This is a genomic window from Lutibacter profundi (assembly GCF_001543325.1).
In the GTDB taxonomy this organism is placed as follows: domain Bacteria; phylum Bacteroidota; class Bacteroidia; order Flavobacteriales; family Flavobacteriaceae; genus Lutibacter; species Lutibacter profundi.
Window position 1 is genome coordinate 439,890 of sequence record NZ_CP013355.1, and the last position, 20,942, is coordinate 460,831.

At 27.7% G+C, this 20,942-nt stretch carries 21 protein-coding genes; 9 read left to right on the forward strand and 12 right to left on the reverse strand.

From position 1 onward, the window contains the following. Positions 1 to 38: 38 nt before the first annotated feature. The 4 genes from Lupro_RS01980 (at position 39) to Lupro_RS01995 (ending at position 2,190) form a co-directional block, all read left to right on the forward strand. Positions 39 to 572, forward strand: coding sequence for a response regulator transcription factor (locus tag Lupro_RS01980; RefSeq protein ID WP_068205807.1), 534 nt, complete (start codon positions 39 to 41; stop codon positions 570 to 572). A 17-nt stretch (positions 573 to 589) separates the two neighbouring features. Continuing rightward, the gene (locus Lupro_RS13625; protein ID WP_237049958.1) at positions 590 to 1,102 is read left to right on the forward strand and encodes a Crp/Fnr family transcriptional regulator; all 513 of its coding nucleotides are present in this window, start codon (positions 590 to 592) and stop codon (positions 1,100 to 1,102) included. 127 nt (positions 1,103 to 1,229) lie between these two features. Next, a complete protein-coding gene (locus Lupro_RS01990; protein ID WP_068205809.1) occupies positions 1,230 to 1,673 on the forward strand; it encodes an Hsp20/alpha crystallin family protein in 444 nt (147 codons plus the stop codon). Between the two features lie 70 nt (positions 1,674 to 1,743). Further along, complete coding sequence (locus tag Lupro_RS01995) at positions 1,744 to 2,190, forward strand: hypothetical protein (protein ID WP_068205810.1); 447 nt, start codon at positions 1,744 to 1,746, stop codon at positions 2,188 to 2,190. Positions 2,191 to 2,445: 255 nt separating this feature from the next. Here Lupro_RS01995 and Lupro_RS02000 read toward each other — a convergent pair whose 3' ends face one another. Next, complete coding sequence (locus Lupro_RS02000; RefSeq protein ID WP_068205811.1) at positions 2,446 to 3,147, reverse strand: pseudouridine synthase; 702 nt, start codon at positions 3,145 to 3,147, stop codon at positions 2,446 to 2,448. A gap of 100 nt (positions 3,148 to 3,247) precedes the next feature. Between Lupro_RS02000 and Lupro_RS02005 the strand changes: the two genes are divergently transcribed. Further along, on the forward strand, positions 3,248 to 3,823 hold the full coding sequence (locus Lupro_RS02005) for a phosphatase PAP2 family protein (RefSeq protein WP_227807465.1): 576 nt from the start codon (positions 3,248 to 3,250) through the stop codon (positions 3,821 to 3,823). A 1,003-nt stretch (positions 3,824 to 4,826) separates the two neighbouring features. Here Lupro_RS02005 and Lupro_RS13495 read toward each other — a convergent pair. After that, positions 4,827 to 5,447 (reverse strand): hypothetical protein, encoded by a 621-nt coding sequence (locus Lupro_RS13495; RefSeq protein ID WP_068205812.1) that lies wholly within the window; start codon positions 5,445 to 5,447, stop codon positions 4,827 to 4,829. Here Lupro_RS13495 and Lupro_RS02015 point away from each other — a divergent pair. Beyond that, positions 5,419 to 5,853, forward strand: a complete 435-nt coding sequence (locus Lupro_RS02015) for an SRPBCC domain-containing protein (RefSeq protein ID WP_068205813.1) — start codon at positions 5,419 to 5,421, stop codon at positions 5,851 to 5,853. The two genes, Lupro_RS13495 and Lupro_RS02015, sit on opposite strands and share 29 nt — an antisense overlap. A gap of 38 nt (positions 5,854 to 5,891) precedes the next feature. Here Lupro_RS02015 and Lupro_RS02020 read toward each other — a convergent pair whose 3' ends face one another. Further along, positions 5,892 to 6,779 carry a carbohydrate kinase family protein gene (locus tag Lupro_RS02020; protein WP_068205815.1) on the reverse strand — a complete coding sequence of 296 codons (888 nt, stop codon included), beginning with the start codon at positions 6,777 to 6,779 and terminating at the stop codon, positions 5,892 to 5,894. Beyond that, on the reverse strand, positions 6,779 to 8,626 hold the full coding sequence (locus Lupro_RS02025; RefSeq protein WP_068205817.1) for a glycoside hydrolase family 13 protein: 1,848 nt from the start codon (positions 8,624 to 8,626) through the stop codon (positions 6,779 to 6,781). Before Lupro_RS02025 ends, Lupro_RS02020 begins: the two co-directional genes overlap by 1 nt. 430 nt (positions 8,627 to 9,056) lie before the next feature. On the opposite strand from Lupro_RS02025, the gene Lupro_RS02030 reads away from it, so the two are divergent. Continuing rightward, positions 9,057 to 9,683: a LytR/AlgR family response regulator transcription factor gene (locus tag Lupro_RS02030; protein WP_158499543.1), complete on the forward strand. Its 627-nt coding sequence runs from the start codon at positions 9,057 to 9,059 to the stop codon at positions 9,681 to 9,683. A 1,177-nt stretch (positions 9,684 to 10,860) separates the two neighbouring features. On the opposite strand, the gene Lupro_RS02035 is transcribed toward Lupro_RS02030, so the two are convergent. From Lupro_RS02035 to Lupro_RS02045, 3 genes are read right to left on the reverse strand one after another with little or no spacing between them, the layout of a single operon-like run. Then, positions 10,861 to 11,691, reverse strand: coding sequence for a DUF2971 domain-containing protein (locus Lupro_RS02035; protein WP_068205821.1), 831 nt, complete (start codon positions 11,689 to 11,691; stop codon positions 10,861 to 10,863). Positions 11,692 to 11,708: 17 nt separating this feature from the next. After that, complete coding sequence (locus Lupro_RS02040; protein WP_068205823.1) at positions 11,709 to 12,173, reverse strand: hypothetical protein; 465 nt, start codon at positions 12,171 to 12,173, stop codon at positions 11,709 to 11,711. Between the two features lie 2 nt (positions 12,174 to 12,175). Further along, complete coding sequence (locus tag Lupro_RS02045) at positions 12,176 to 14,188, reverse strand: protein NO VEIN domain-containing protein (protein ID WP_068205826.1); 2,013 nt, start codon at positions 14,186 to 14,188, stop codon at positions 12,176 to 12,178. A 582-nt stretch (positions 14,189 to 14,770) separates the two neighbouring features. On the opposite strand from Lupro_RS02045, the gene Lupro_RS02050 reads away from it, so the two are divergent. Next, the gene (locus Lupro_RS02050) at positions 14,771 to 14,950 is read left to right on the forward strand and encodes a hypothetical protein (protein WP_068205828.1); all 180 of its coding nucleotides are present in this window, start codon (positions 14,771 to 14,773) and stop codon (positions 14,948 to 14,950) included. 49 nt (positions 14,951 to 14,999) lie between these two features. Continuing rightward, entirely contained in the window at positions 15,000 to 15,230 is a 231-nt protein-coding gene (locus tag Lupro_RS13415) for a hypothetical protein (protein ID WP_144439093.1), read from the forward strand. A gap of 365 nt (positions 15,231 to 15,595) precedes the next feature. On the opposite strand, the gene Lupro_RS02055 is transcribed toward Lupro_RS13415, so the two are convergent. The 5 genes from Lupro_RS02055 to Lupro_RS02075 all read right to left on the reverse strand — a co-directional run bounded on the left by Lupro_RS02055 (position 15,596) and on the right by Lupro_RS02075 (position 20,928). Beyond that, positions 15,596 to 16,528, reverse strand: coding sequence for an EamA family transporter (locus Lupro_RS02055; protein ID WP_068205830.1), 933 nt, complete (start codon positions 16,526 to 16,528; stop codon positions 15,596 to 15,598). Between the two features lie 41 nt (positions 16,529 to 16,569). Beyond that, on the reverse strand, positions 16,570 to 18,129 hold the full coding sequence (locus Lupro_RS02060; RefSeq protein WP_082703841.1) for a DEAD/DEAH box helicase: 1,560 nt from the start codon (positions 18,127 to 18,129) through the stop codon (positions 16,570 to 16,572). A 151-nt stretch (positions 18,130 to 18,280) separates the two neighbouring features. Next, positions 18,281 to 19,912 (reverse strand): mercury(II) reductase, encoded by a 1,632-nt coding sequence (gene merA, locus Lupro_RS02065; RefSeq protein WP_068205834.1) that lies wholly within the window; start codon positions 19,910 to 19,912, stop codon positions 18,281 to 18,283. 9 nt (positions 19,913 to 19,921) lie between these two features. Next, complete coding sequence (gene merTP / locus Lupro_RS02070) at positions 19,922 to 20,548, reverse strand: mercuric transport protein MerTP (protein WP_068205837.1); 627 nt, start codon at positions 20,546 to 20,548, stop codon at positions 19,922 to 19,924. Positions 20,549 to 20,559: 11 nt separating this feature from the next. After that, on the reverse strand, positions 20,560 to 20,928 hold the full coding sequence (locus Lupro_RS02075; protein ID WP_068205839.1) for an ArsR/SmtB family transcription factor: 369 nt from the start codon (positions 20,926 to 20,928) through the stop codon (positions 20,560 to 20,562). Positions 20,929 to 20,942 lie beyond the last annotated feature (14 nt).

The following is a 20,942-nucleotide window of genomic DNA, read 5'->3' on the forward strand; positions in this document are numbered from 1 at the left end:
TTGAGTATTTATAAGTTCATTTATTAAAATTAATAGCCATGAAGAAAAAGGCACTATTGATTGAAGATGATAAAAATATTAGGGAAACTACATCCAAAATATTAGAACTTGCAAATTACAGGGTTAAAACAGCCGAAAACGGATTTTTAGGAGTACAATTGGCAAAATCTTTTTTACCAGATATATTGATATGTGATATTTCAATGCCTGAATTAGACGGGTTTGGAGTTTTGCAAATAATATCTAAAATACCTCATTTAATAAGTATTCCCTTTGTTTTTTTAACTACAAAAAAAACGACTTATACTGATTTGCGCAAAGGAATGGAGTTAGGGGCTGATGATTTTTTAAGAAAACCTTTTGAAGAATCTGAGTTATTGAGAGTAATTGAAAGCAGGTTAAAAAGGGCAGAGGCATTTAAAAATAAGAATGAAGGCCTAATTACTGAAATTGAACATGTTGAACCCCACGAAAAACATGAGCAGCATATTCAAAATATGATTCAGTTTTTAGAGCAAAAAAAATATATAATTATGAAAAAGGAGCGTCAATTTATTGCAAAGGAAATTTAAGTAATCACGTTTTTTTTATAAAAAAAGGAGAAGTAAAAACGTACAAAATTAACAATGAAGGTAAAGAATTTGTTACGGGGTATTTTACAAAAAATCAATATTTTGGCTATTCTTCATTTATAAAAGGTTTGGCTCATTTTGAAAATTCTAAAGCAATTACAACTACTCAATTGTATAAAATCACTAAAAATGAAATAATTGAAATCACAAAAAATAATCCTTCTATTATATATGAATTTATAGATTTATTAGCTAGTAATTTAATTGATGTAAAAGAGCAATTAATACTTTTAGCTTATGGTAGCGTTCGAAAAAAAACAGCGATTACTTTACTCAAATTAGCAACTACCAATTTTGTAAATTCTGAAAATAAAATCACTATTTCACGCAGTAATTTGGCTAAATCAATAGGAATTGCTAAGGAAACTTTAATAAGGACTTTACATGATTTTAAAGTGGAAAAACTGATTGAAATAGAACCCAAAAGTATTAAGCTTATCAATAAAAAAAAGCTACTTAAAATACAGTAAATCAATATTTAAATTGATAACAATCATTTTTTACAATGATGGCTATCATTGCCATTTTAGCATTTATAAACTAACTTGTAGTGTGTAATAAAAAGATGGAGGTTTAATTTTTAAAATATAGTTTATCATGTCACTTATTAAATTTAACAGACGTTTTCCTTTATTTGATCAAATGCTACCTGATATTTTAGATACAGATAGGCTTTTAAATGAAGATTTGATTTTAGAAGATAATTGGGTACCAGCAATTAATGTTAAGGAAAACAAAAACGACTTCGAAATTGAAGTTGCAGCACCTGGTTTTTCAAAAAAAGATTTTGAAGTAACCATTACCGATGATATTTTAACAATAGCAGCGGAAAACAAAAATAGTGTAGAAGATAAAGATGAAGAATACTCTCGACAAGAGTTTTATTTTAACTCTTTTAAAAGATCTTTTACATTACCAAAGAGTATAGATTTTAGTAAGAAGATTAAGGCTAAATATGACAATGGTGTTCTAAGGGTTCATTTAGAGAAATTGGAGATTTTAAAAAGTGAAGAACACAAAAAAGTGATAGAAATAAGCTAATCTTCTTTTTTTGAGCCCGAGAGATATGTAATTATTTCTCGGACTCTTAATCAATTTAAAAACAACTAAAATGAAACAAGTAATTCCAAAACAAAAAGTGGCTACATTTAAACACAGTATAGATTATTTGCATAGTAAATCAAAACAATGGATTTCTGAAATTAAATTTATTAAAGTTGAGCAAAATTTTCTCAAAGAGTTACTAGCAGAACATATTATTGGTTTGTGTGATTCCAATAATTTTACAAAAGCAAAATTATTTTTAAATGGTATCAATCACGAAAAAAAATTAGGAGATGAATTAATTAATTCAATTAAAGAACACAATATTAATTTAGCATTATTAATTGAAAAAGTTTATTTAAAAAAAGAAGATACCATTAGAGAAAAACATGAGCTTTTAAAAAAAGAAGTGAAAAATTATATTGAAAATTTTAAATATATTAAAGAACAAGTATTTGAACTTATATTACTTATAATGAAAAAAGAAAAACAACAAAAATTGTTAGCAAAATAGGTGTGTAAATACAAATACTTTAATCGTTTTCAAATTTTAGTTCTTTCAAATTTTGTAGAGTAAATAAACAATAAATATGCTATTTATTGGCCATTAACGAGGTGGCTGGTGAAATAGCTTGGGGATATTTATTATTTGGACAGTTAAAGATATTGAATTTTTTGATTTGGGGTAAAATTGATTCTACATTTTGACTGTTGTTTATACAAAATTTTGAAGTATGAAGTATTCAGAACTAAAGTTTGAAAACGATTTTTATGTTTTCAAATAATCCCAATGAAATATTTTAAAAACAGATAGCCAATCAGAAGAAAATTGGGCTTTTACGGTTATTTTTTTGTCAGAAATAGGGTGTATAAAACTTATTAAATAAGCATGTAAAAATAAATTGCAACAGTTAAATTTCTGTTCAAACATTCTATTATGAAATCTATCTCCATATTTAGAATCTCCAATAATAGGGTTACTTATTTTGTTCATGTGAATTCGAAGCTGATGCATTCTACCAGTAGAAGGTGTAAGTTTTACCAAACTATATCTTGAAACTTCATAAGGATGAACCGGAATTTCTATTGATTTTGTAAAAATAGGTTCCAAAAAAGTTGTTGCTTCCTTGTAAGATTGAGTATCAGGATTTTTAACAGGAGAGTCAATAATTCTAGATTTAGTTACAAAGCCTCTTACAATTGCTATGTATACCTTTTCTATTTGATTAGAATTAAAGAGTTTTTGGAAAATAGCAACATTTTCTTGTTGTTTAGCCAAAATTAAAGTTCCTGAAGTTTTTCTATCTAAACGGTGAACAGGATAAAGAGTAATACCCATTTGTTGTTTTAGAATTTCTAACAAAGTAGCATCTTTAATATTACGAGCGTAATAAGAGTTATGAACTAAAATGTTATTGGGTTTATTTACAATTATAATAAATTTATCTTCAAAAATAATTTCTAGCTGCATAGTACAAATATATGTGTTGAAATGGATAGGGCAATGGTTTTTTAACTAAAACCTAAATAAAAATAAGTACATTTATGCGACCTAAAATGTTTTAGTTATTATGAAGTTTATGACCGCAATAGATTTTCAAAGAAAATGTATTGTAAAAATGTATGTAATACTTTTTACCTGCTTAACTTTTACAAATGTAAGTTCACAAAATACTAATTTTAAATCAGCTGGTGATGCTCTTTTGGTTGTATTACCTTTAAGTGCATTTGCAGCCACAATAATTAACAACGATAAAATTGGCAGAAAACAGTTTTATAAAGGATTTGCTATTAATTTTGCTACAACAACAATACTTAAATTAGCGATTGTTAAAAAAAGACCCGATGGAAGTGATTTTAATTCTTTTCCTTCAGGGCATACTTCAATAACTTTTCAAAGTGCTTCTTATTTGCAAAGAAGATATGGGTTTCAATATGGAATTCCTGCTTATATTTTAGCTAGCCTTACAGCGTATTCTAGAATAAAATCTAATAAACATGATTTATTGGATGTAGTTGGTGGAGCTTTTATTGGTATTGGAAGCACTTATTTATTTACTACATCGTATCAAAAAAAACATATGGAATTAACTTTTAGTAGTGGCAAGGGTAGTAATTATTTACTTGGATTTAATTTTACATTTTAATTGCTAGTATTTTTAAAGTTAGGGGTTTAGAATACCCTATTTAACATAATATAAATTATAATACAAACATAGTAATTTCTGTATAGACGTATTTCAGGCTATTTATACATAATAAGAGGAGGCTGTCTGAAAAGCAATTATACTTGTCATTTTGAACAAAGTGAAAAATCTCAACATCTTGATATATAAATGTTTAATTTCAAGGAGATTCTTCATTTACATTCAGAATGACACTTTTTAGACAGCCTCCGGCTTATTATGTTAAAAGAAATTACGGCTTTGAAGTTCACATTTCTATTTGATAGCTATAATTGCATATTATGTTAAATATCCCAGGAACATTCTATTTCTATACGATATTCAGTACTTGGGTTAAGAAAATTTCAAATACACGATTCTCAGTGTACAGTAATTTAGTAAACCATTTGTAGCTATAATTTGCCATTATGTTAAATTACTCATCTAATTTCTATTTTATTTATTAGGTATTCGTGATGTGCTTCGCAGTTGCCGCTGCCAACCACTTTATTGTTTTTTAAAACCAAATTGTTAACTCAATTTATTTTACACACAATTTGCAGCCGCTTGCCAACGCCAAAAAAAGCAATCCTTTTAGTTTCATAATTTTGTTTTGAATATTACTGAATATTCTCGTTTAAAAAGTTTTCAGGTTGTTCTCGTTAAGTTGGTGCAACAGTTTAAAATTTTTGAAATCGACTTATTAGGAGATTCACGAACACTATTGTAAATTTTTAAAATAAATAATGCTGTGAGTAAAATAAAAATTTCTAAACACTTGCTTAAATTTCGTTTCTAAAAGAACTTTCTTTCATTATGCTTATCTTTTTTCCTTGATACGGCATAAATTTTAAAGATTAAGAATCTTTGAAATTTTGAGCGAGTTGGAGCGCTGGAAAACAAAAAAATCAAGGCTGCATATAACTTTGGAAACAATTACGGCTTACTCGCCTATTGTTTTAGCCAAAGTTTTATGAGGCCGTTTTTAAAAATAATTTATAGATTCATTATTAATCTCATCTATAACAAAAAACAAATTCTCAAATATTTTGAAAATTTCCGGTTCATTTAAAACCTTAATTTTATCTGCAAAATCAGCTTTATTACCTGTTATTTCAAATATACCATTAATATCTAATTCGGTCAACATATTATTTTCTTCTAAAAAACTCACTGGAAAATAGTGCTCAATTTCAAAGAATTTAAATTCTTGTTTCCTTTGATTATAAATTTCCATACCTGTAGGTATAGGTATTATAATAGCATAAATATTTTTCGTTTTATGCTTTTTTACAACCCCTTGCTTAAATATCTGATATTCACTTTCTTTAAGCCCGTTAAACTCTTGATAACCTGAAGAATCATTATCATAAATACCAATTATTATTTTATCTTTATACTTACCTGAATCAATATCTTCAGAGATTTTGTCTAATAATTTAGTCAGTTCATGCGTGCCTCCACCATCTTTTTTGTTTTTTATTTCACACGAAAAAATGTATAATATCCAATTGTTCTCATCAATGATAATCTTATCACTAATATTAGGATGTAAATCAAAAAACTCTAATACAATTATGAAAATAGAAAAAGAAGTTATATTCAACGTAAACAAAGCAAAAGTTTGGGAATTGCTAACAAACCCATCAATAACTAAACAATATATGTTTGGATGTGAAGTATTGTCTAATTGGGAAGTCGGTAATACTATTCTTTGGAAAGGCTATACCGAAGAAGGGAAAGAAGTTATTTATGTAAAAGGAGAAATAATTGAATGTAAAAAAGGAGATAAAGTAACTTTCACAATGTTTGATCCAAACATGGAAATTGAGGATATTCCCGAAAATTATCTCAACCTAACTTACGAGTTGATAGAAATAAATAATAAAACACTATTACGATTAACTCAAGGTAACTTTGCTACAGTAACACAAGGAAAAAAAAGATACGAAGAATCTTTAAAAGGCTGGGAAATGGTGATACCAATAATGAAGCAAATAGTTGAGCATTAAAAATCTATATTATAGTATTAATAGTATGTCCTGCTTATTTAAAAATAAGCCTGATACTCTTTTTCAATAAGAGTTTCACTCAAATTTATATTTGCTATAAGTTCCGATTCAATACATAAACCTGCACTGATGGTTCCAAATTGCATGCATTTCTTTGTGTCATATCCTTTTGAAAACCCATAGAGAAATCCAGAAAAGAAAGCATCTCCAGCTCCATTTGTGTTTTTCATTACGTAATTATTAATAATGGGGACTTCTACCCATTCACCCTTGTGTGTATAAGCAGTTGCACCACCTTTTCCGTGAGTGCAAACTACTAATTTCTTACCCTTTGTGACTTGTTGTATCATGAATGGCTTATAATCGGGTAAATTATCTGAGCTTAAAAAAATATAATCAGACGCATCAATAAAATCTTGATGGTAACTATTTTTCCCATCATAATCGTGTAAGTCTGTCCAAATTTCTTTATTCAATTGTTTACAAATTGGCAATAGATTTCTAGAATAATTTGAAATGTTAATCACGACATAATCAGCATTAGTTATATATTTTTGAAATTTTTGATAATCTATTTTTGGTTCATCAGTACTTGGATTTATAAAAATAGAGATACGTTCTCCTCTACTATTCATAATATTTAGATGTCTTTCTGTTCCATTAAGGTCAACGTCAGAAATAAAGTGTAGGTTTGGTTCTTGTAAAAATGATCGAACTTTTTCACCGTATATATCATTACCAATTAACGAATGGAATATAGTTTTAAAACCTAATTTTGAAAGTGTTAATGTTTTTCCTGCACCTGTATTTCCAATAGTTTCGTTAAAGTGACAATGATGAATGGTTTGTGGAATTACTTGTGGGAATTCATCTAAAGCAATGACTGAATTATAAGATGCTCCTCCCGAAATAAATATACTTTTCATTAGTTGCTTAGTTTAATAATTAACGCTTTATTGGCTTTTAAATTGACAGTTTTTAAGGAAGAAAGTTTAGTGTTTGTTATAATGTCCATTCCTGAAGTATACCCAACTAAAGATTCCTTATAACGCTCTAAACTATATTTATTAATATCATTTTTGCTGTTATTGATGATAACCATGGTACTTTCAGTAACTGTATATCTAAAATACACATAAATATTTTCTATAGGTTGAAAATGTTTCAATTTTCCAGTATGAATTTCTTTTGCATTTTTTCTCCAATGTAAAATCGTACTTATATAATTGTAAGTATCATTTTCTTGAATCGTTCTTCCCTTTTTAGTAAAGGCATTTCTTTTGTCAGATTTCCAACCTCCTGGAAAATCTTTTCGTAATTGCCCATCAGGTTTATCACCATCAAATAACAACTCATCTCCATAATACAATTGAGGAATCCCTCTTGTTGTTAAAATAAATGCCATACTTAATTTTAGTTTGTCAACATCTTCATTTAACAGTGTAAACAATCGACCAACATCGTGGTTTCCATTAAAAATCTTATTATTAAATGCGTCACCATACAAAAAATCTTCTGCCAATGTTTCGTAAATTTTATAGATATTGTTTTCTTCTCCGAATGCTTTAAGCATTGAATAATATAGAGGGTAATCGCATACACTATTTACATAAGAATTATACCCGTCATTATTTACACCTCCATTATTCCAATATGATAATGAGGATGCTTTTGCTTCCCAAGTTTCTGCAACAATGTAAAAATTTGGGAATTCCGTTTTAATTGTTTGTATCCATTTTGCCATTACTTTTTTATCAGGATAAGGGTATGTGTCCATTCTAATCCCGTCTAAATTAGAATATTCAATCCACCAAATAGAATTTTGAATTAAATAAGTTGCTAAAAATAAATTATCCAAATTTAAATCTGGTAAGTTAGTATCAAACCAACCTCTTGTAAATAGATTATAATCACTTTTTGAAACATGAGGATCAGATGCAGCAATATTGGTAAAGTTACTTCGAGTAAATGTTTCCCATTGATTTAACCAATTTTCAGATGGTAAATCATTCATCCACCAATGACCAGAGCCACAATGATTAAATACTTGATCCATAATTATTTTCATCCCTTTTTGATGAGATAAATCTACCAAATCTTTAAAATCTTTATTCCCTCCAAAGCGACTATCTGTTTTGTAGAAGTCTGAAATTCCGTAACCATGATATGAGTATTTTGGTTGGTCATTTTCTAAAAATGGATTTAGCCATAAAGTCGTTATACCTAAATTTTGAATATAATCTAAATGATTAATTATTCCTTTTATATCTCCACCATGTCTTCCATCTTTATTAGAACGATCAATTTTTTCAAGTGTATCGTCAGTAGAATCATTTGTAGGATCTCCGTTAGAAAAACGATCTGGTGTGATAAGATATATGACATCTGAAGCATTAACAGTTTGATTACTATTATTTCTTTCTTTTTTTGATTTTAAATCATACTTATAAACTAATTCTTTTCCATTATTAGAAGTGAAAATAATGTCAAACACACCTTCTTTTGTGTTATTTAAAATTGTCAAGTCTATAAATAAATAATTGTTGCTTTCTAATTTTGTCACACTATTTATCGTAACCCCATCATAAGTAATAATCGGTTTTGTTTCGCTAATATTTTCTCCATAAACTAAAAGTTGCAACTTGGTGTTTTCCATTCCAATCCACCAATTTGGTGGTTCTACTCTATTTAATGTAATGTTTTGAGCATTTATAAATTGAGTTAAAAAAAATAGTAATACGCAAATAATTGGAGTTCTAAATACAATACTCATTTTGGTGAATTTTTAAATTATAATATGTCAATATTACTAACAGAAATGTTGTGAAACAAACCAATTATATAGATAACCTTTTGCTTATACTAAACGACTTCTTAAGTTGAATTGAAGTGAGTATTAATGTAATGACATTAAAAAATAAATTATACTAGCGAACTTGTTTTTATATAAAATTACTAGTTGTATGTATTTAATTAGTGGTTATTTAAATTATATTTTACATTTTTGTAAAATAATTTTCACAATAATGAAGTCTCCTATTTTAGGCAAAAAAATAATTACAAATCAAATAGTTAAGCACATACTATACTGGTTTATATTTATATGCTTTTTTACACTGATTTGGGGAACTTATGACAACGACTATTTTAGAAACTTTATGATTCAAGTGTTTAGTCTTCCTTCTAGATTAATCTTGGTATATGTGACATTATATTTTTTGTTCCCTAATTTTTTACTTCAAAAGGAATATGGAAAGTTTCTTTTATTTTACCTATTTTTATTAATTATTGTTACACTTTTTATTCAGAGAGTGTTGTATTTTTATATTATTCAGCCAACATATTTACAAGATTTTAAGAGTGGTAATTTCTTTGCTATTACAGAAGTTATGAATACTCTTTTAGACATTAACATTGCTGCAATTATTCCATTTGGATATGTGTTTTTTAAAAATTGGAAAAAGACAAATCAAAGAACCATTGAACTCGAAAATAAACAATTAGAATATCTGAGTGGAGATAAATTTATTTATTTAAAAGTTGAAAAGTCACTTCAAAAAATTTTTATAAAAGACATTGTTTTTATCGAAAGCCTTAAAAATTATATAAGAGTAAAAACAACCGAAAGAGAAATTATTACTCATAAAAGTATCACATCTATACAAGAATCTCTGCCAAAAGAAAAATTCTTACGAGTTCATAGATCTTATATTATTAATCTTGATTTTATTGATTCTTTTTCTCCTAGTAAATTAAATTTAAAAGGAATTACAATTCCAATAGGTAGAAAACATAAAGATGAAGTAAAAAATACTTTAGGTTATTTTTAGATATTTATATAATTAACCATTCCACACACATTCCACTACTCTCCTATCGTCGCTTCGTAAAAAGAGTGTTCCATTATATTTTTAAAGAAACTTTTAGAAAGAAAAAATCAAAGAAGATTTTTGTTGTATAAAGCTTTTTGCCCAAGCAAAGTAACATAACGCAGAACATTATAATACAAACATAGTAATTTCTGTATAGACGTATTTCAGGCTATTTATACATAATAAGAGGAGGCTGTCTGAAAAGCAATTATACTTGTCATTTTGAACAAAGTGAAAAATCTCAACATCTTGATATATAAATGTTTAATTTCAAGGAGATTCTTCATTTACATTCAGAATGACACTTTTTAGACAGCCTCCGGCTTATTATGTTAAAAGAAATTACGGCTTTGAAGTTCACATTTCTATTTGATAGTTATAATTGAATATTATGTTAAATATCCCAGAAGCCTTTCGTTTCTATACGATATTCTGTACTTGGGTTAAGAAAATTTCAAATACACGATTCTCAGTGTACAGTAATTTAGTAAACCATTTGTAGCTATAATTTGCCATTATGTTAAATTACTCATCTAATTTCTATTTTATTTATTAGGTATTCGTGATGTGCTTCGCAGTTGCCACTGCCAAACGCTCGATTGTTTATTTAAAACAAAATTGCTAATGCAATTATTTTTAAACCACAATTTCCAGCCGCTTGCCAACGCCAAAATAAAAGCTAACTTTTAGATGTTATTGAAATTCTCATATTCGAGGAAATCTTCGTTGTAATTTTTTTCACGAGCTTCTCGTAAGCTTTCCACAAGAGTATAAAATTTTCCAACCGCATTTTCCTTGCTTAAAATTTCTATACACTTGTTAGATTTGTATTTCAATTTATATTTTTTTTATTTTTCATTATCTTTTGTCTTGAAACAAAAGAAACAAAAATTCAAGGCTGCATATAATTTTGGAAACAATTAACGCCTCAATCGCTATATTTTAGGAAACATTGGAACTGGTTAACATTATTTTGAAATCCCTTGTATAATAATAACTCTTAAGAAACAGCATTACTAAACCCCTAAAATATGTACGCTCACTCGCCTATTGTTTTAGCCAAAGTTTTATGAGGCCGTTAAAAAAAGAAATTAATCAATTTAAGAAACACTGTAAATATTATTTTAAGGTAATTTTATTGTTTAATTGGAAGAAAATTCAATTTTAAATCTACAGTATCTGGTTTAACAATAAAAATTTTCACGTGTTTATATTTACCTTTCAAAATATTAGTTAGTTTTCTGTAAAATTCAGGTTTTTCCAATTTCATTTTATAACCTATGTATATTTCTTCAATACAATTTATATTAAATTTTAAGTTTCTCTCATTATTAATTATACTAGGCGATATAAATCTATATTCTTTTTCATAACTCCAATTTTTATATTTAATTGAAGTTCTATAAAAAAACTTGACTACTTCAAGAATATGTCTTTTATCTTTATCACTAAAATCATTAGATTTCTTTAATTCATCTTTTATTTTATTCAAACTTTCAAAGTTGATCAGATTTTGGATATTCTTCTCATATATCACTTTTGAAAAGAAAATATTTCTATTTTTATTTTTTAATTTTTCAGTGTCAATTTTTAAACAGAAACCTTTATAATTATTAGCGTAATTTCCCCACATTGGTGAAATATTTCTTATTTGACTGAAGCAACAAACACCCATGCTATTTACATCTGAACTAAGTTTAGAATATGGCAAATTATTAAGGCAATCAAATGGGTCATTGAAATCTTTTGGGTGTGATAGATAAAAGTAGTTTTTTGCTAATGATTCTAGGTTATGTTTCTCATTGTTAAAGTATTTATAAATATATTTTGGATTTAGCTCCTCTTTTATATCTCGGTTTTTTTTATGTCTAATATGTGAAATATCTTTAAAATCAAAACTAGTGACTAGTTCATACTTCTCTGTATAAAGTTTAGTGGTTAATAATTTAATTTTGTCTTTTTCCAATAATATAATTTTTAAAATTAGATTTCTTGAACAGACCCATTATATTGCGAAGATATAGAATATTCAGCTTCATCATCATCTGGTAATTTAAAAATTATTGAACCTACAGCCTTAATTTTTGGTACTAGGTCCGGATAACAAAATCTATTTGTACCTGAAGTATCACTAAAATTTGATTTCCTTATCAAATAATCATCTTCAAAAACATGAAAATTAAAATCATCCTGATCAATTAAAATGAGATGTCTTGGTCCCCAATAAGGTTCAATAGGTACCTTAGTAAGGTTAATAACTTCCATATTCATTAACCATAAAATAGAATTAATATCAAAATTCTCTATTTTCTCAGGGTTATCTATTTCAGAAATACTTATTTTTCTAAATGAATTAATTTTAAGACGAAATTTATATAATTTATCGGAATATAGATATTCACAGTGCAACCACGCGCCACTACTTATAGCATCTTTAATTGGTACCATTTTTATAATATAATTTGATTAATTTCTTGTAAATCATTAATATACTCATCACAAAACCAAGACCACCGTTCACATTTTTTTTCAAATGATAAATTTTTAATTGGGTTTGGTACAAACATTATTTTAAAGTCATCATTATTTATAACAAGAGCAATATAATAGTCTTCTCCATAATTATGTGCACTAGAATATTCATTATTTGAAATTTTAAAAGGTTCTATAAAAGAGTTTACACTTTTAACTTCTATATAAATTCTTTTCCCATTATGCAACATCATTTCCAAATCATAACCTAGATTAGCTTCTGTTACATCCTTTACAGATAAGGCAACATTTAATGCTTTCAAATATTCTTGTGCATTTTTCTCAGTACTTCTCCATTTTTTTATTGTAGGTGGTATTTTAAAAGTAGAAGTATTATTTAATATTTCATTTGTATACGTTGGTGCTTTTATCTCATTTTTATTAACGCTCACTATTCCAATAGATTGGCTAGTTTCAATTCCAAACTTTTTAAAAAACATTGTTGCATCAGCAGAATCAACATTGTTATTCAGGTAATTAATAAATTCTTTTTCTAATTCATTTGTACTCGTAATTTGATTTGCACTTAAAATGCCATTCTGTGTAGGAAATAAACTCAAATTTTTCAATTTTTCAGTTGTAGTACTATCTAAATCATATCTATATTGAGCAATAATCTTTGAATAGATTTGTGCATATCCCATTACAGTCAAGGTTACTGAATTTATGCGTTCTATTGTATCGTAAGTATTTAGGATTTTTGTATTAATTAACTTCAAAAAAGTAAATATTTCAGGGTAAGTTGATATTAAATTTTTACTAATTGAAGTTATCCCATTTTTACAAATATTCTCATAATCTTCAAAATTTAACCAATCAGGTTTAATTCTTATTGAATTAATATTATTTTGTAATGCATTATCTAAAGACTTAAACAAAAGTTTTTTAAATCGGCTTGATTCAGAAGTTTGAACGTTTATAAAAGGTGTGAAAAACCCTTGTTTTGAAAGGTCTCCATTCAAAATATCTTTAATGGATTTTACTATAATTTTTACTGCATTATTATAAGACTGTACAGATAACTCATCCATATCAACAGATTTACGTGAAGGATCAGTCGTATAATCACCATTTATTTTAATAAATGCACCTGAAAACTCATTAGTTGGCGTAAATGAATGTATAACAGATTCGTCATTTAAAGCAGGAATTATAATTCCATTTTCAATTTTAAAAGCTACCAAATCTGTTTTGTTATTTTCTAAATGTTGTATTTTCCATTCATCAACAAATTCGCCTTCAATTAGCTTTACATTACCAACATTATTATCATCATTCTTTTTAACAAAAATATTTCTATGTATATTTTTATAATTAATATGAATTTCGTTTAAATTTTTTAAAAACAATAAAGAACTTCTATCTAAACTGTCTAACTCATTTCTAGAAATTTCTTCTATTACGTTACTGAAAATAAATACAGTATTATAATTATATTCTCCAATGATTTCAGAAACTTCATTTTCTAATTCAGTATCTTTTTGGTCAAAAATATGAGGTATTCGTATTAATGGAACGTCTAATACATTATTAAGAGCTTTAATTGTTTTACTTCTTTCGAAACTAAATTTAAATTCGCCACTTAATATGTTAACTGTGTTTGCAATATTCACAACTGATTTAAAACCAATACCTCTATAACCTATTGTTTGTCCACCTCTTTGTTTATTTGATGAACCACTTCTACATAGTGCTTCAACATCATTTTTAGTAAATGGTTTTCCGTTATTAGCAACAATAAATCCATTTTTAAAACTATGGATTCCAAATTTTGTAGCTTCAGCATCATCAGCATTTTGAATCAATTCAATAAGAGCCCTTGTTTTATAACTTTCGGCTATATATTGTTCAACTTTTGCTAAGTCCTTAAATAATTTTGGTGCAGCTTTAGCTTCTAAAAGGAATTCTTCTCTTAAATTTTGTATTGACATTCTCAATTGCAATTTTACACTTCAAATATAAGTAATTATTTTAGTTCAATATTCATTACATATCACAAAAGGTAATAAAGTATAGTGAGTTAGTAACTCACTATGAAAGAAAAGATAATCCAGATATCAAGTACATTTTTATAAAATGAAATTATAGAGTTTGATTTGGTATTGAAATTTATTAAAAGTAATTTTATAACGGATATAATAAGTAAGCAAACATAAGAACGCATCAAAAGAAAGAAAGAAAGAAAGAAAGAAAGAAAGAAAGAAAGAAAAGATTAAGCTATGGAAGAAAATCTACTAAATTTTACAGAAGAAGAAAAAGATAAACCTATCTTTCGATTTCTGTCTGTAAATAGACTTTTTCAATTATTTGAAACTCACAAGAATTTTTTGGTGAGTCCTAAACTATGGTAAGATCCGTTTGAAAATCATATTATAAGTTCTGTGATTGATTTAAAAATGAAGGATGAAAAAGAAACGAGTATTGGATTTAGAGATAATATTTTTGCACAATGTTGGACACAAACTGAAGAAAACGATGCAATGTGGAGAATTTAATCTCCAAATAAAAATGGAGTGAGAATAACAACTACCCCAAGAAAATTATTAAACTCTCTCTATTCTATTTCAGGAGACGAAAGTGGTTATAGTTGTTATTTAGGAAAAGTTAAATATCTCTCTACAAATAAATTAAAAGATTTTCTAAATGAAAATATAGATAATTGGATTTATTTTAATCCAAGTGGTGAAGGTTAAATGCAATCATTATTATTTATAAAGAGATGCATTTAACCACGAAAATGAAGTGAGATTACTGTTCAATGGTAGATTTAAAAGAGATAGAAACCCAAACTTATATCAATATCTTTTATACCCATTAGAATTAATTGATGAAATTGTATTTGATCCAAGAATTGAGTATTCTGAATTTAAAAGACATAAGAAAAATCTAAAACAATTTAGGTTTAACAAAAGGATTGTAAAATCAACATTATATGACATCCCAGATTTCAATATTAAAGGTCGTTTTATATAAAATAGAAAGAAATTCCTAATCCTGATGTATACCTTGACCAATAAACTTTAATTCCAATTTTATTTTTATGTTTAAATATTAAGGAATAAAAGTAATAAATTATTAATGAGTGTTTTCATTTAATTAATTATTTTTTGTCTTTAATTTTCCATTCCACACACATTACACTTCCCTCCTTTCGTCAGTCAGCTTAATAAGTGTTTACTCGCAACTCTTTTATTTTAATAAATAGGAGCTCGAGAATGGCAAGTAGCTCTATTTACTTTACAGAAGAAAATTTTTAGAATTAAATAATAAGAAAATGAAGTAATCTAAACTTTGCTTTTACAAAGTAACTTACTTTTTAATAATTTTGGAGGTAGCTTTTATAGCTGCCTTTTTTTATCCCTAAACCTTGAATAAATAACAAGTTTTTTCTTGGTATTGATAAAATAAACACCTGTTAAAAGAATTATTGCTGCAACAATAGTTTGAGTTGTAATTTGTTCTTTTAAAAAATACCACCCTAACCCAGTTGCTATAATAGGATTTACATAGGTTGAAGTTGCTACTTTTTCAGGTGATACTACTTTTAATAAATAGTTGAATGATGTAAATGCTACAATACTTCCAAAAATAATAAGTAATATTAATGAATATTGCACTTTAAAACTCCAATCCATTGGTAAAGACCAAGTTTCTCCAAACAAATAACTATTAAGCATTAACATAAAGCCTCCCATTAGCATTTGGTATCCTGTATTCACAAAATAATTTGAAGGAAGATCGGCTTTTCCTACAAATAAACTGCCGTAGCCCCAACTAATCATACAAGTAAAAATCATGAGTACTCCCAATACAGAGTCTTCGCTAGTTAAAAGTTGCTTTTGGGAAACCAATAAATAAATACCAATGACACCTAAAATTACACCAACAACAGACATTGCTTGTATTTTTTTACCTTCAAAAATTCTCATTAATATAAGAACAACTAACGGTTGTGCTGAAATTTCTAAGGCAGCAAAACTACTATCTACATATTTTAGAGCCCACACCACTAATCCATTTCCCAAAGTTAAAAACAGAAAGCCAGCAATAGTTGTATTTAACAATTGTTTTTTTGTAATTGTTAATTTTACACCTGAAATTAAAGCAATTATAAATATTAAAATACCTGCACTTATAAAACGTACAGAGGCTAACATAAATGGTGGAAGTTCCGTTACAGCAATTTTATTAAGCAAATATGTCGATCCCCAAATTACATAAATTGAGAAAAATGAAATAATAATAAGTAAGGGATTTCGTGATTTATCCATCTTGGATTTAACTATTTTATTTTAGGAAATCTAGTATTTAATTATTCTTCTGGCGGTCTACCATGAATAACTTCAAAATCTCTATCAAAATTATCTCGTAAATACAAACGAAGCTTTGTTCTATAATCTTCTTTTAACCAAGTCACAAAATTATGTGTACTTCTGCAAATACATTTTGTATAACGTTCTATTCTGTAATCAATATCATCTCCTAATTTTTTTGATAGTTCAAAAGCATCATACACATCTTCACTATTCTCAATACATATTTTTGCATGTTGTTTTAAGGAACGTTCTAGTACAACCTTTGAGGATTCACCTTTACTCACAGATTCAATATACATTTTTTTAATATCAAAATAAACTTCTTGTGATTTTGAGAATTCCTTCCTTAACTCAGAGGGCATTTCATATTTAAAATTACTTTCAAGTTCTTCATCACTTAAAATTTTATCTAAATAATAATTTGGTGATTTAAATATTTGTTGCCAATCTAAATCTGCTCCCCAAGGTCCAAAACGATGCATATTATTACCTAAATCTATTACTGTAAAAGTAGCTTTGTTTTTTAAAATACGAGATCCTCTACCAATCATTTGATAATACAACCCTAAAGATTTTGTTGCCCTATTTAAAATAATAGTATTTACTGTTGGTTCATCAAAACCTGTGGTTAATATGCTTACAGAGGTTAATATGGCATGTGGTGTGTCCTTAAACCATTTTAACACCATTTTCCTGTCTTTTTTACTGTATGTATTGTCTAAATGGGCAATAGGGTAACCAGCGGCTTTAAATGATTGATAAACTTGAATTGAAGTATTAATGCCATTGTTAAAAATTAGTGTTTTCTTTCCTTTTGAATGCAATTCGTATGCATTTACTAATTTACCTAACATTTCATTATTTGTGTATAAATCTTCAGAAGATTTTACAGTGTAATCTCCATTGGCTCCAACTTCTAAAGAAGTTAATCCAACGTTGTATGAAAATATTTCGGCACGAGCTAAAAATTCGTTTTCAATTAAAGATTCTATTGTTTCACCTACAATTAGTTCATTGTAATTATCCTTCATTGGAAGTTTAATATTGGAACTCAAAGGTGTTGCAGTTACTCCTAAAATAAATGATTTTGAGAAAAAATCGAATAATTTGGTGAATGAATTGTAATGTGCTTCATCAATTATAACCAACCCAATATCTGAAATATCAAATTTATCATCATTTAACCTATTGTTTAAGGTTTCAACCATTGCTACAAAACAGCTGTAATTATTTTGGTCATCTAAATTTGCTTTGCTATCAACTACTTTATTTGTTACCTCAAATTCAGTAAGCATATTTGATGTTTGCTTACATAATTCAATCCTGTGAGTTAATACCAGTGCTTTTTTCTTATGATGTTTTAAGTATTGGCGAACTAATTCTGAGAAAATAACTGTTTTACCTCCACCTGTTGGTAATTGATATAATAAATGGTAATCATCCGGAGCTTCATCAAAGCTTTTGAAAATTTTGCTAATTGCAGCTTTCTGATAACTGTAAAGGTCTTTTCCAACTTTTCTCTCTTCTAATTCTAACGTTTTTTCGGACACACTAATTAGTTTTTGGTAAGTTGCAAAAGTACTGCCTTTATTAGGTTTTAAACAACTATTTATCAGTAAACTTTACAAATAATTTGATAATTAGCTGATTTACAAGTGTTTGTTTAATTTTTAAATTATAAAAAACAAGTAAAAAGCAGGGGTATTATTAACTTGCACAACAACTTAACTTAGAAACATCTTTACCAAAAGTAATGGCTGCTAATTTAATACCTTCACTTAAAGTTAAATACGGATAAAAACTTTCGGCTAAATCTTTTACGGTTATTCCAAATTTGATTGCCATGCTTAGTTGCTGAATGAGTTCGCCGCCTTCTGGTGCAATAATACGCGCACCAATAAGCTTATCGGTTTCGGTATTTCTAATTAACTTTATAAAACCTCTAGTATCTTGAGCTGCTAATGCTCTTGGAACGTCTTTAAGTTCTAATTTTGAAACTTCAAATGGAATATTATTAGCTTCGGCTTGGAGTTCATCCATTCCTGCACCAGCAACTTGAGGGTCTGTAAATACTACCCAAGGTAATGAATTGTAATCTATTGTTTTAAGATCTCCTGTAAAAGCATTTGTTACCGCTGTATTGCCTTCGGCAGCAGCTGTGTAAACAAAAGAAGGCGTGTTTGCAACGTCACCAGCAGCATATATATTAGATAAATTAGTTTCCATTTTATTATTTACAATAATATGACCGCTTTTATCAAGGTTTAGATTGGTATTTTCAAGCCCTAATTTAGAAGTATTGGGTTTTGTTCCTGTGGCAACCAAAATTTTTCCTTTTTCTATGAATTCAGTAAATGAACCATCAGGGCATTTACAATGAATAATGGTATTAGCGCCTCTTTTTTCAAATTTTATAACGCGGAAATTTGGAAGAACTTCAATGCCTTCGCTTTTCATTTGTGTTTCTAATACATCAGTAATATCTTTTGTTTGGCTGCGTAAGGGTCTATCAGTAAATTCTATTATTCTTACTTTAACTCCCAGTCTGTTGTAAGCCATTGCGATTTCTAATCCTATATAACCTGCGCCCATAATGGTGAGACTTTCTGGTTTTTCTTCTAAATCAAATAATGATACATTGGTTAAATAATTAACTTCATTTAAGCCTTCAATATTTGGAATATTTGTAGTTGCCCCAGTTGCAATGATAAATTTTACAGCTTTATAGGTGTCTTTTTGGTCAACTAGTATGGTTTTTTCATCCAAAAACTGAGCCCATCCATTAATCATAGTTAAGTTTTTAAAATCGCTTACAACATCTATGTATTTTTTTTGTTGAAGAGTGGCAACCAATTGTTTTTTATCCTTAATTATTTGAGTAAAATCAATATCTGCACCTCTAGGTTTTACACCTTTAAAATTAGAGTGAGTAGCGTGGTAAGCTGTTTCAGCTGCACGTATTAAATTTTTTGAAGGCACACAGCCTACATTTACACAAGTTCCACCAAAGTTTAAACCACTATTGACCATTAAAGTAGTTAGTCCTAAACTTTCGGCTTTTATGGCGGCTGAAAAAGCTGCAGAACCCCCACCAATAATTATTAAATCGAAATGATTTGAATTTGATTCGGTTTCAACTTTATAATGTCCTGTTTTTTCAATTTCTTGAATGATATTTTCTTTTGAAACAAGTTTTTCATCAAAGCTAAAATTACCTTCGCCTTTTTGATAATTTACTTCATTATGACTAATACCATTTAGCGAGGCTACATTTTTTTTAATGCCGTTAGCACAGCCATCACAGGTCATTCCAGTTATTTTTAAAGAAATAATTTTCATTTTTTTTAACTATTTTATGGGTTTAGTTTTAATTACCTTATAACCTGTTGAATTTATTGCTTTTTCAATTTCTTCAATAGAAGTCTTCGTTTTGTCAAACTCTATGGTGGTATTACTATTGTTGTATGAGGTTTTTATATCTAAAACACCGTTTAATTCATTAACTGTATGATTTACATGCTCTTCACAAGAGGAGCAAGTCATTCCCTTAATGTCAACATTTATTTTTTGAATATATGCTTCGTTGCTAACAATGACATTTTTTTTATTTTCAGGATAAAATATTTTTGAATAGTTTGGAAATGCTAGCATAATTATAGAAAAAACGGTTACTAATCCTAAAAATAATTTAGATTTAATAAATGTAGGTTTCTTGTCTGTTTCACAATCACAATCTAACTCTTTTTTAGGTTTAAGTTGTTGATACCAGGCAAAACCTAAAACTAAAATGGTAATACCAATTAAATAAGGTCTAAAAGGCTCCATCCAAGAAAAAGTTGCAGCAAAACCACTAGTGCCTGCTAATAATGCAAGTACTGGTGTAATACAGCAAAGTGAAGCAGTTAGAGCTGTTAAAAGACTGAGCCCTAAAAGGCTGTTTGATTTTGGGTTGTTGTTTGTATTTTTATTTTTCATGAGATAGTAATTTAAATGGTTACAGCAATCTCTTCAGAGACTAAATCTAGAATATGGTTCACAATTATTTTTTTGGCAGGAGTAATAGAATAATAAATGGTTTGTTTATCTCTCAAGGTTTCTACAATACCTACATCTTTTAATTTTCTTAAATGTTGAGAAATAGCAGGAACACTCATTTGTAAAATATCGGCCAAATCACAAACACAAAATTGTTCCTGTTTTATTAGCCAAATCAATTTAAGCCTTACACCATTACCAATTAAACCAACAATATTGCTAAGCTGATTAAATTCAGTAGCATTATTTTTTAGCAGATATTCATATTGATCAATTTTATATTGATCTTTCTTTTCACGTATACAAGAAATAACTTTCATATTTGTTATAATTT

Coding starts and splice junctions, on each gene's coding strand:
- Lupro_RS01980 (WP_068205807.1), top strand. CDS start 39: ATGAAGAAAAAGGCACTATTGATTGAAGATGATAAAAATATTAGGGAA.
- Lupro_RS01990 (WP_068205809.1), top strand. CDS start 1,230: ATGTCACTTATTAAATTTAACAGACGTTTTCCTTTATTTGATCAAATG.
- Lupro_RS01995 (WP_068205810.1), top strand. CDS start 1,744: ATGAAACAAGTAATTCCAAAACAAAAAGTGGCTACATTTAAACACAGT.
- Lupro_RS02000 (WP_068205811.1), bottom strand. CDS start 3,147: ATGCAGCTAGAAATTATTTTTGAAGATAAATTTATTATAATTGTAAAT.
- Lupro_RS02005 (WP_227807465.1), top strand. CDS start 3,248: ATGAAGTTTATGACCGCAATAGATTTTCAAAGAAAATGTATTGTAAAA.
- Lupro_RS02015 (WP_068205813.1), top strand. CDS start 5,419: ATGAAAATAGAAAAAGAAGTTATATTCAACGTAAACAAAGCAAAAGTT.
- Lupro_RS02020 (WP_068205815.1), bottom strand. CDS start 6,779: ATGAAAAGTATATTTATTTCGGGAGGAGCATCTTATAATTCAGTCATT.
- Lupro_RS02025 (WP_068205817.1), bottom strand. CDS start 8,626: ATGAGTATTGTATTTAGAACTCCAATTATTTGCGTATTACTATTTTTT.
- Lupro_RS02040 (WP_068205823.1), bottom strand. CDS start 12,173: ATGGTACCAATTAAAGATGCTATAAGTAGTGGCGCGTGGTTGCACTGT.
- Lupro_RS02045 (WP_068205826.1), bottom strand. CDS start 14,188: ATGTCAATACAAAATTTAAGAGAAGAATTCCTTTTAGAAGCTAAAGCT.
- Lupro_RS02055 (WP_068205830.1), bottom strand. CDS start 16,528: ATGGATAAATCACGAAATCCCTTACTTATTATTATTTCATTTTTCTCA.
- merA (WP_068205834.1), bottom strand. CDS start 19,912: ATGAAAATTATTTCTTTAAAAATAACTGGAATGACCTGTGATGGCTGT.
- merTP (WP_068205837.1), bottom strand. CDS start 20,548: ATGAAAAATAAAAATACAAACAACAACCCAAAATCAAACAGCCTTTTA.
- Lupro_RS02075 (WP_068205839.1), bottom strand. CDS start 20,928: ATGAAAGTTATTTCTTGTATACGTGAAAAGAAAGATCAATATAAAATT.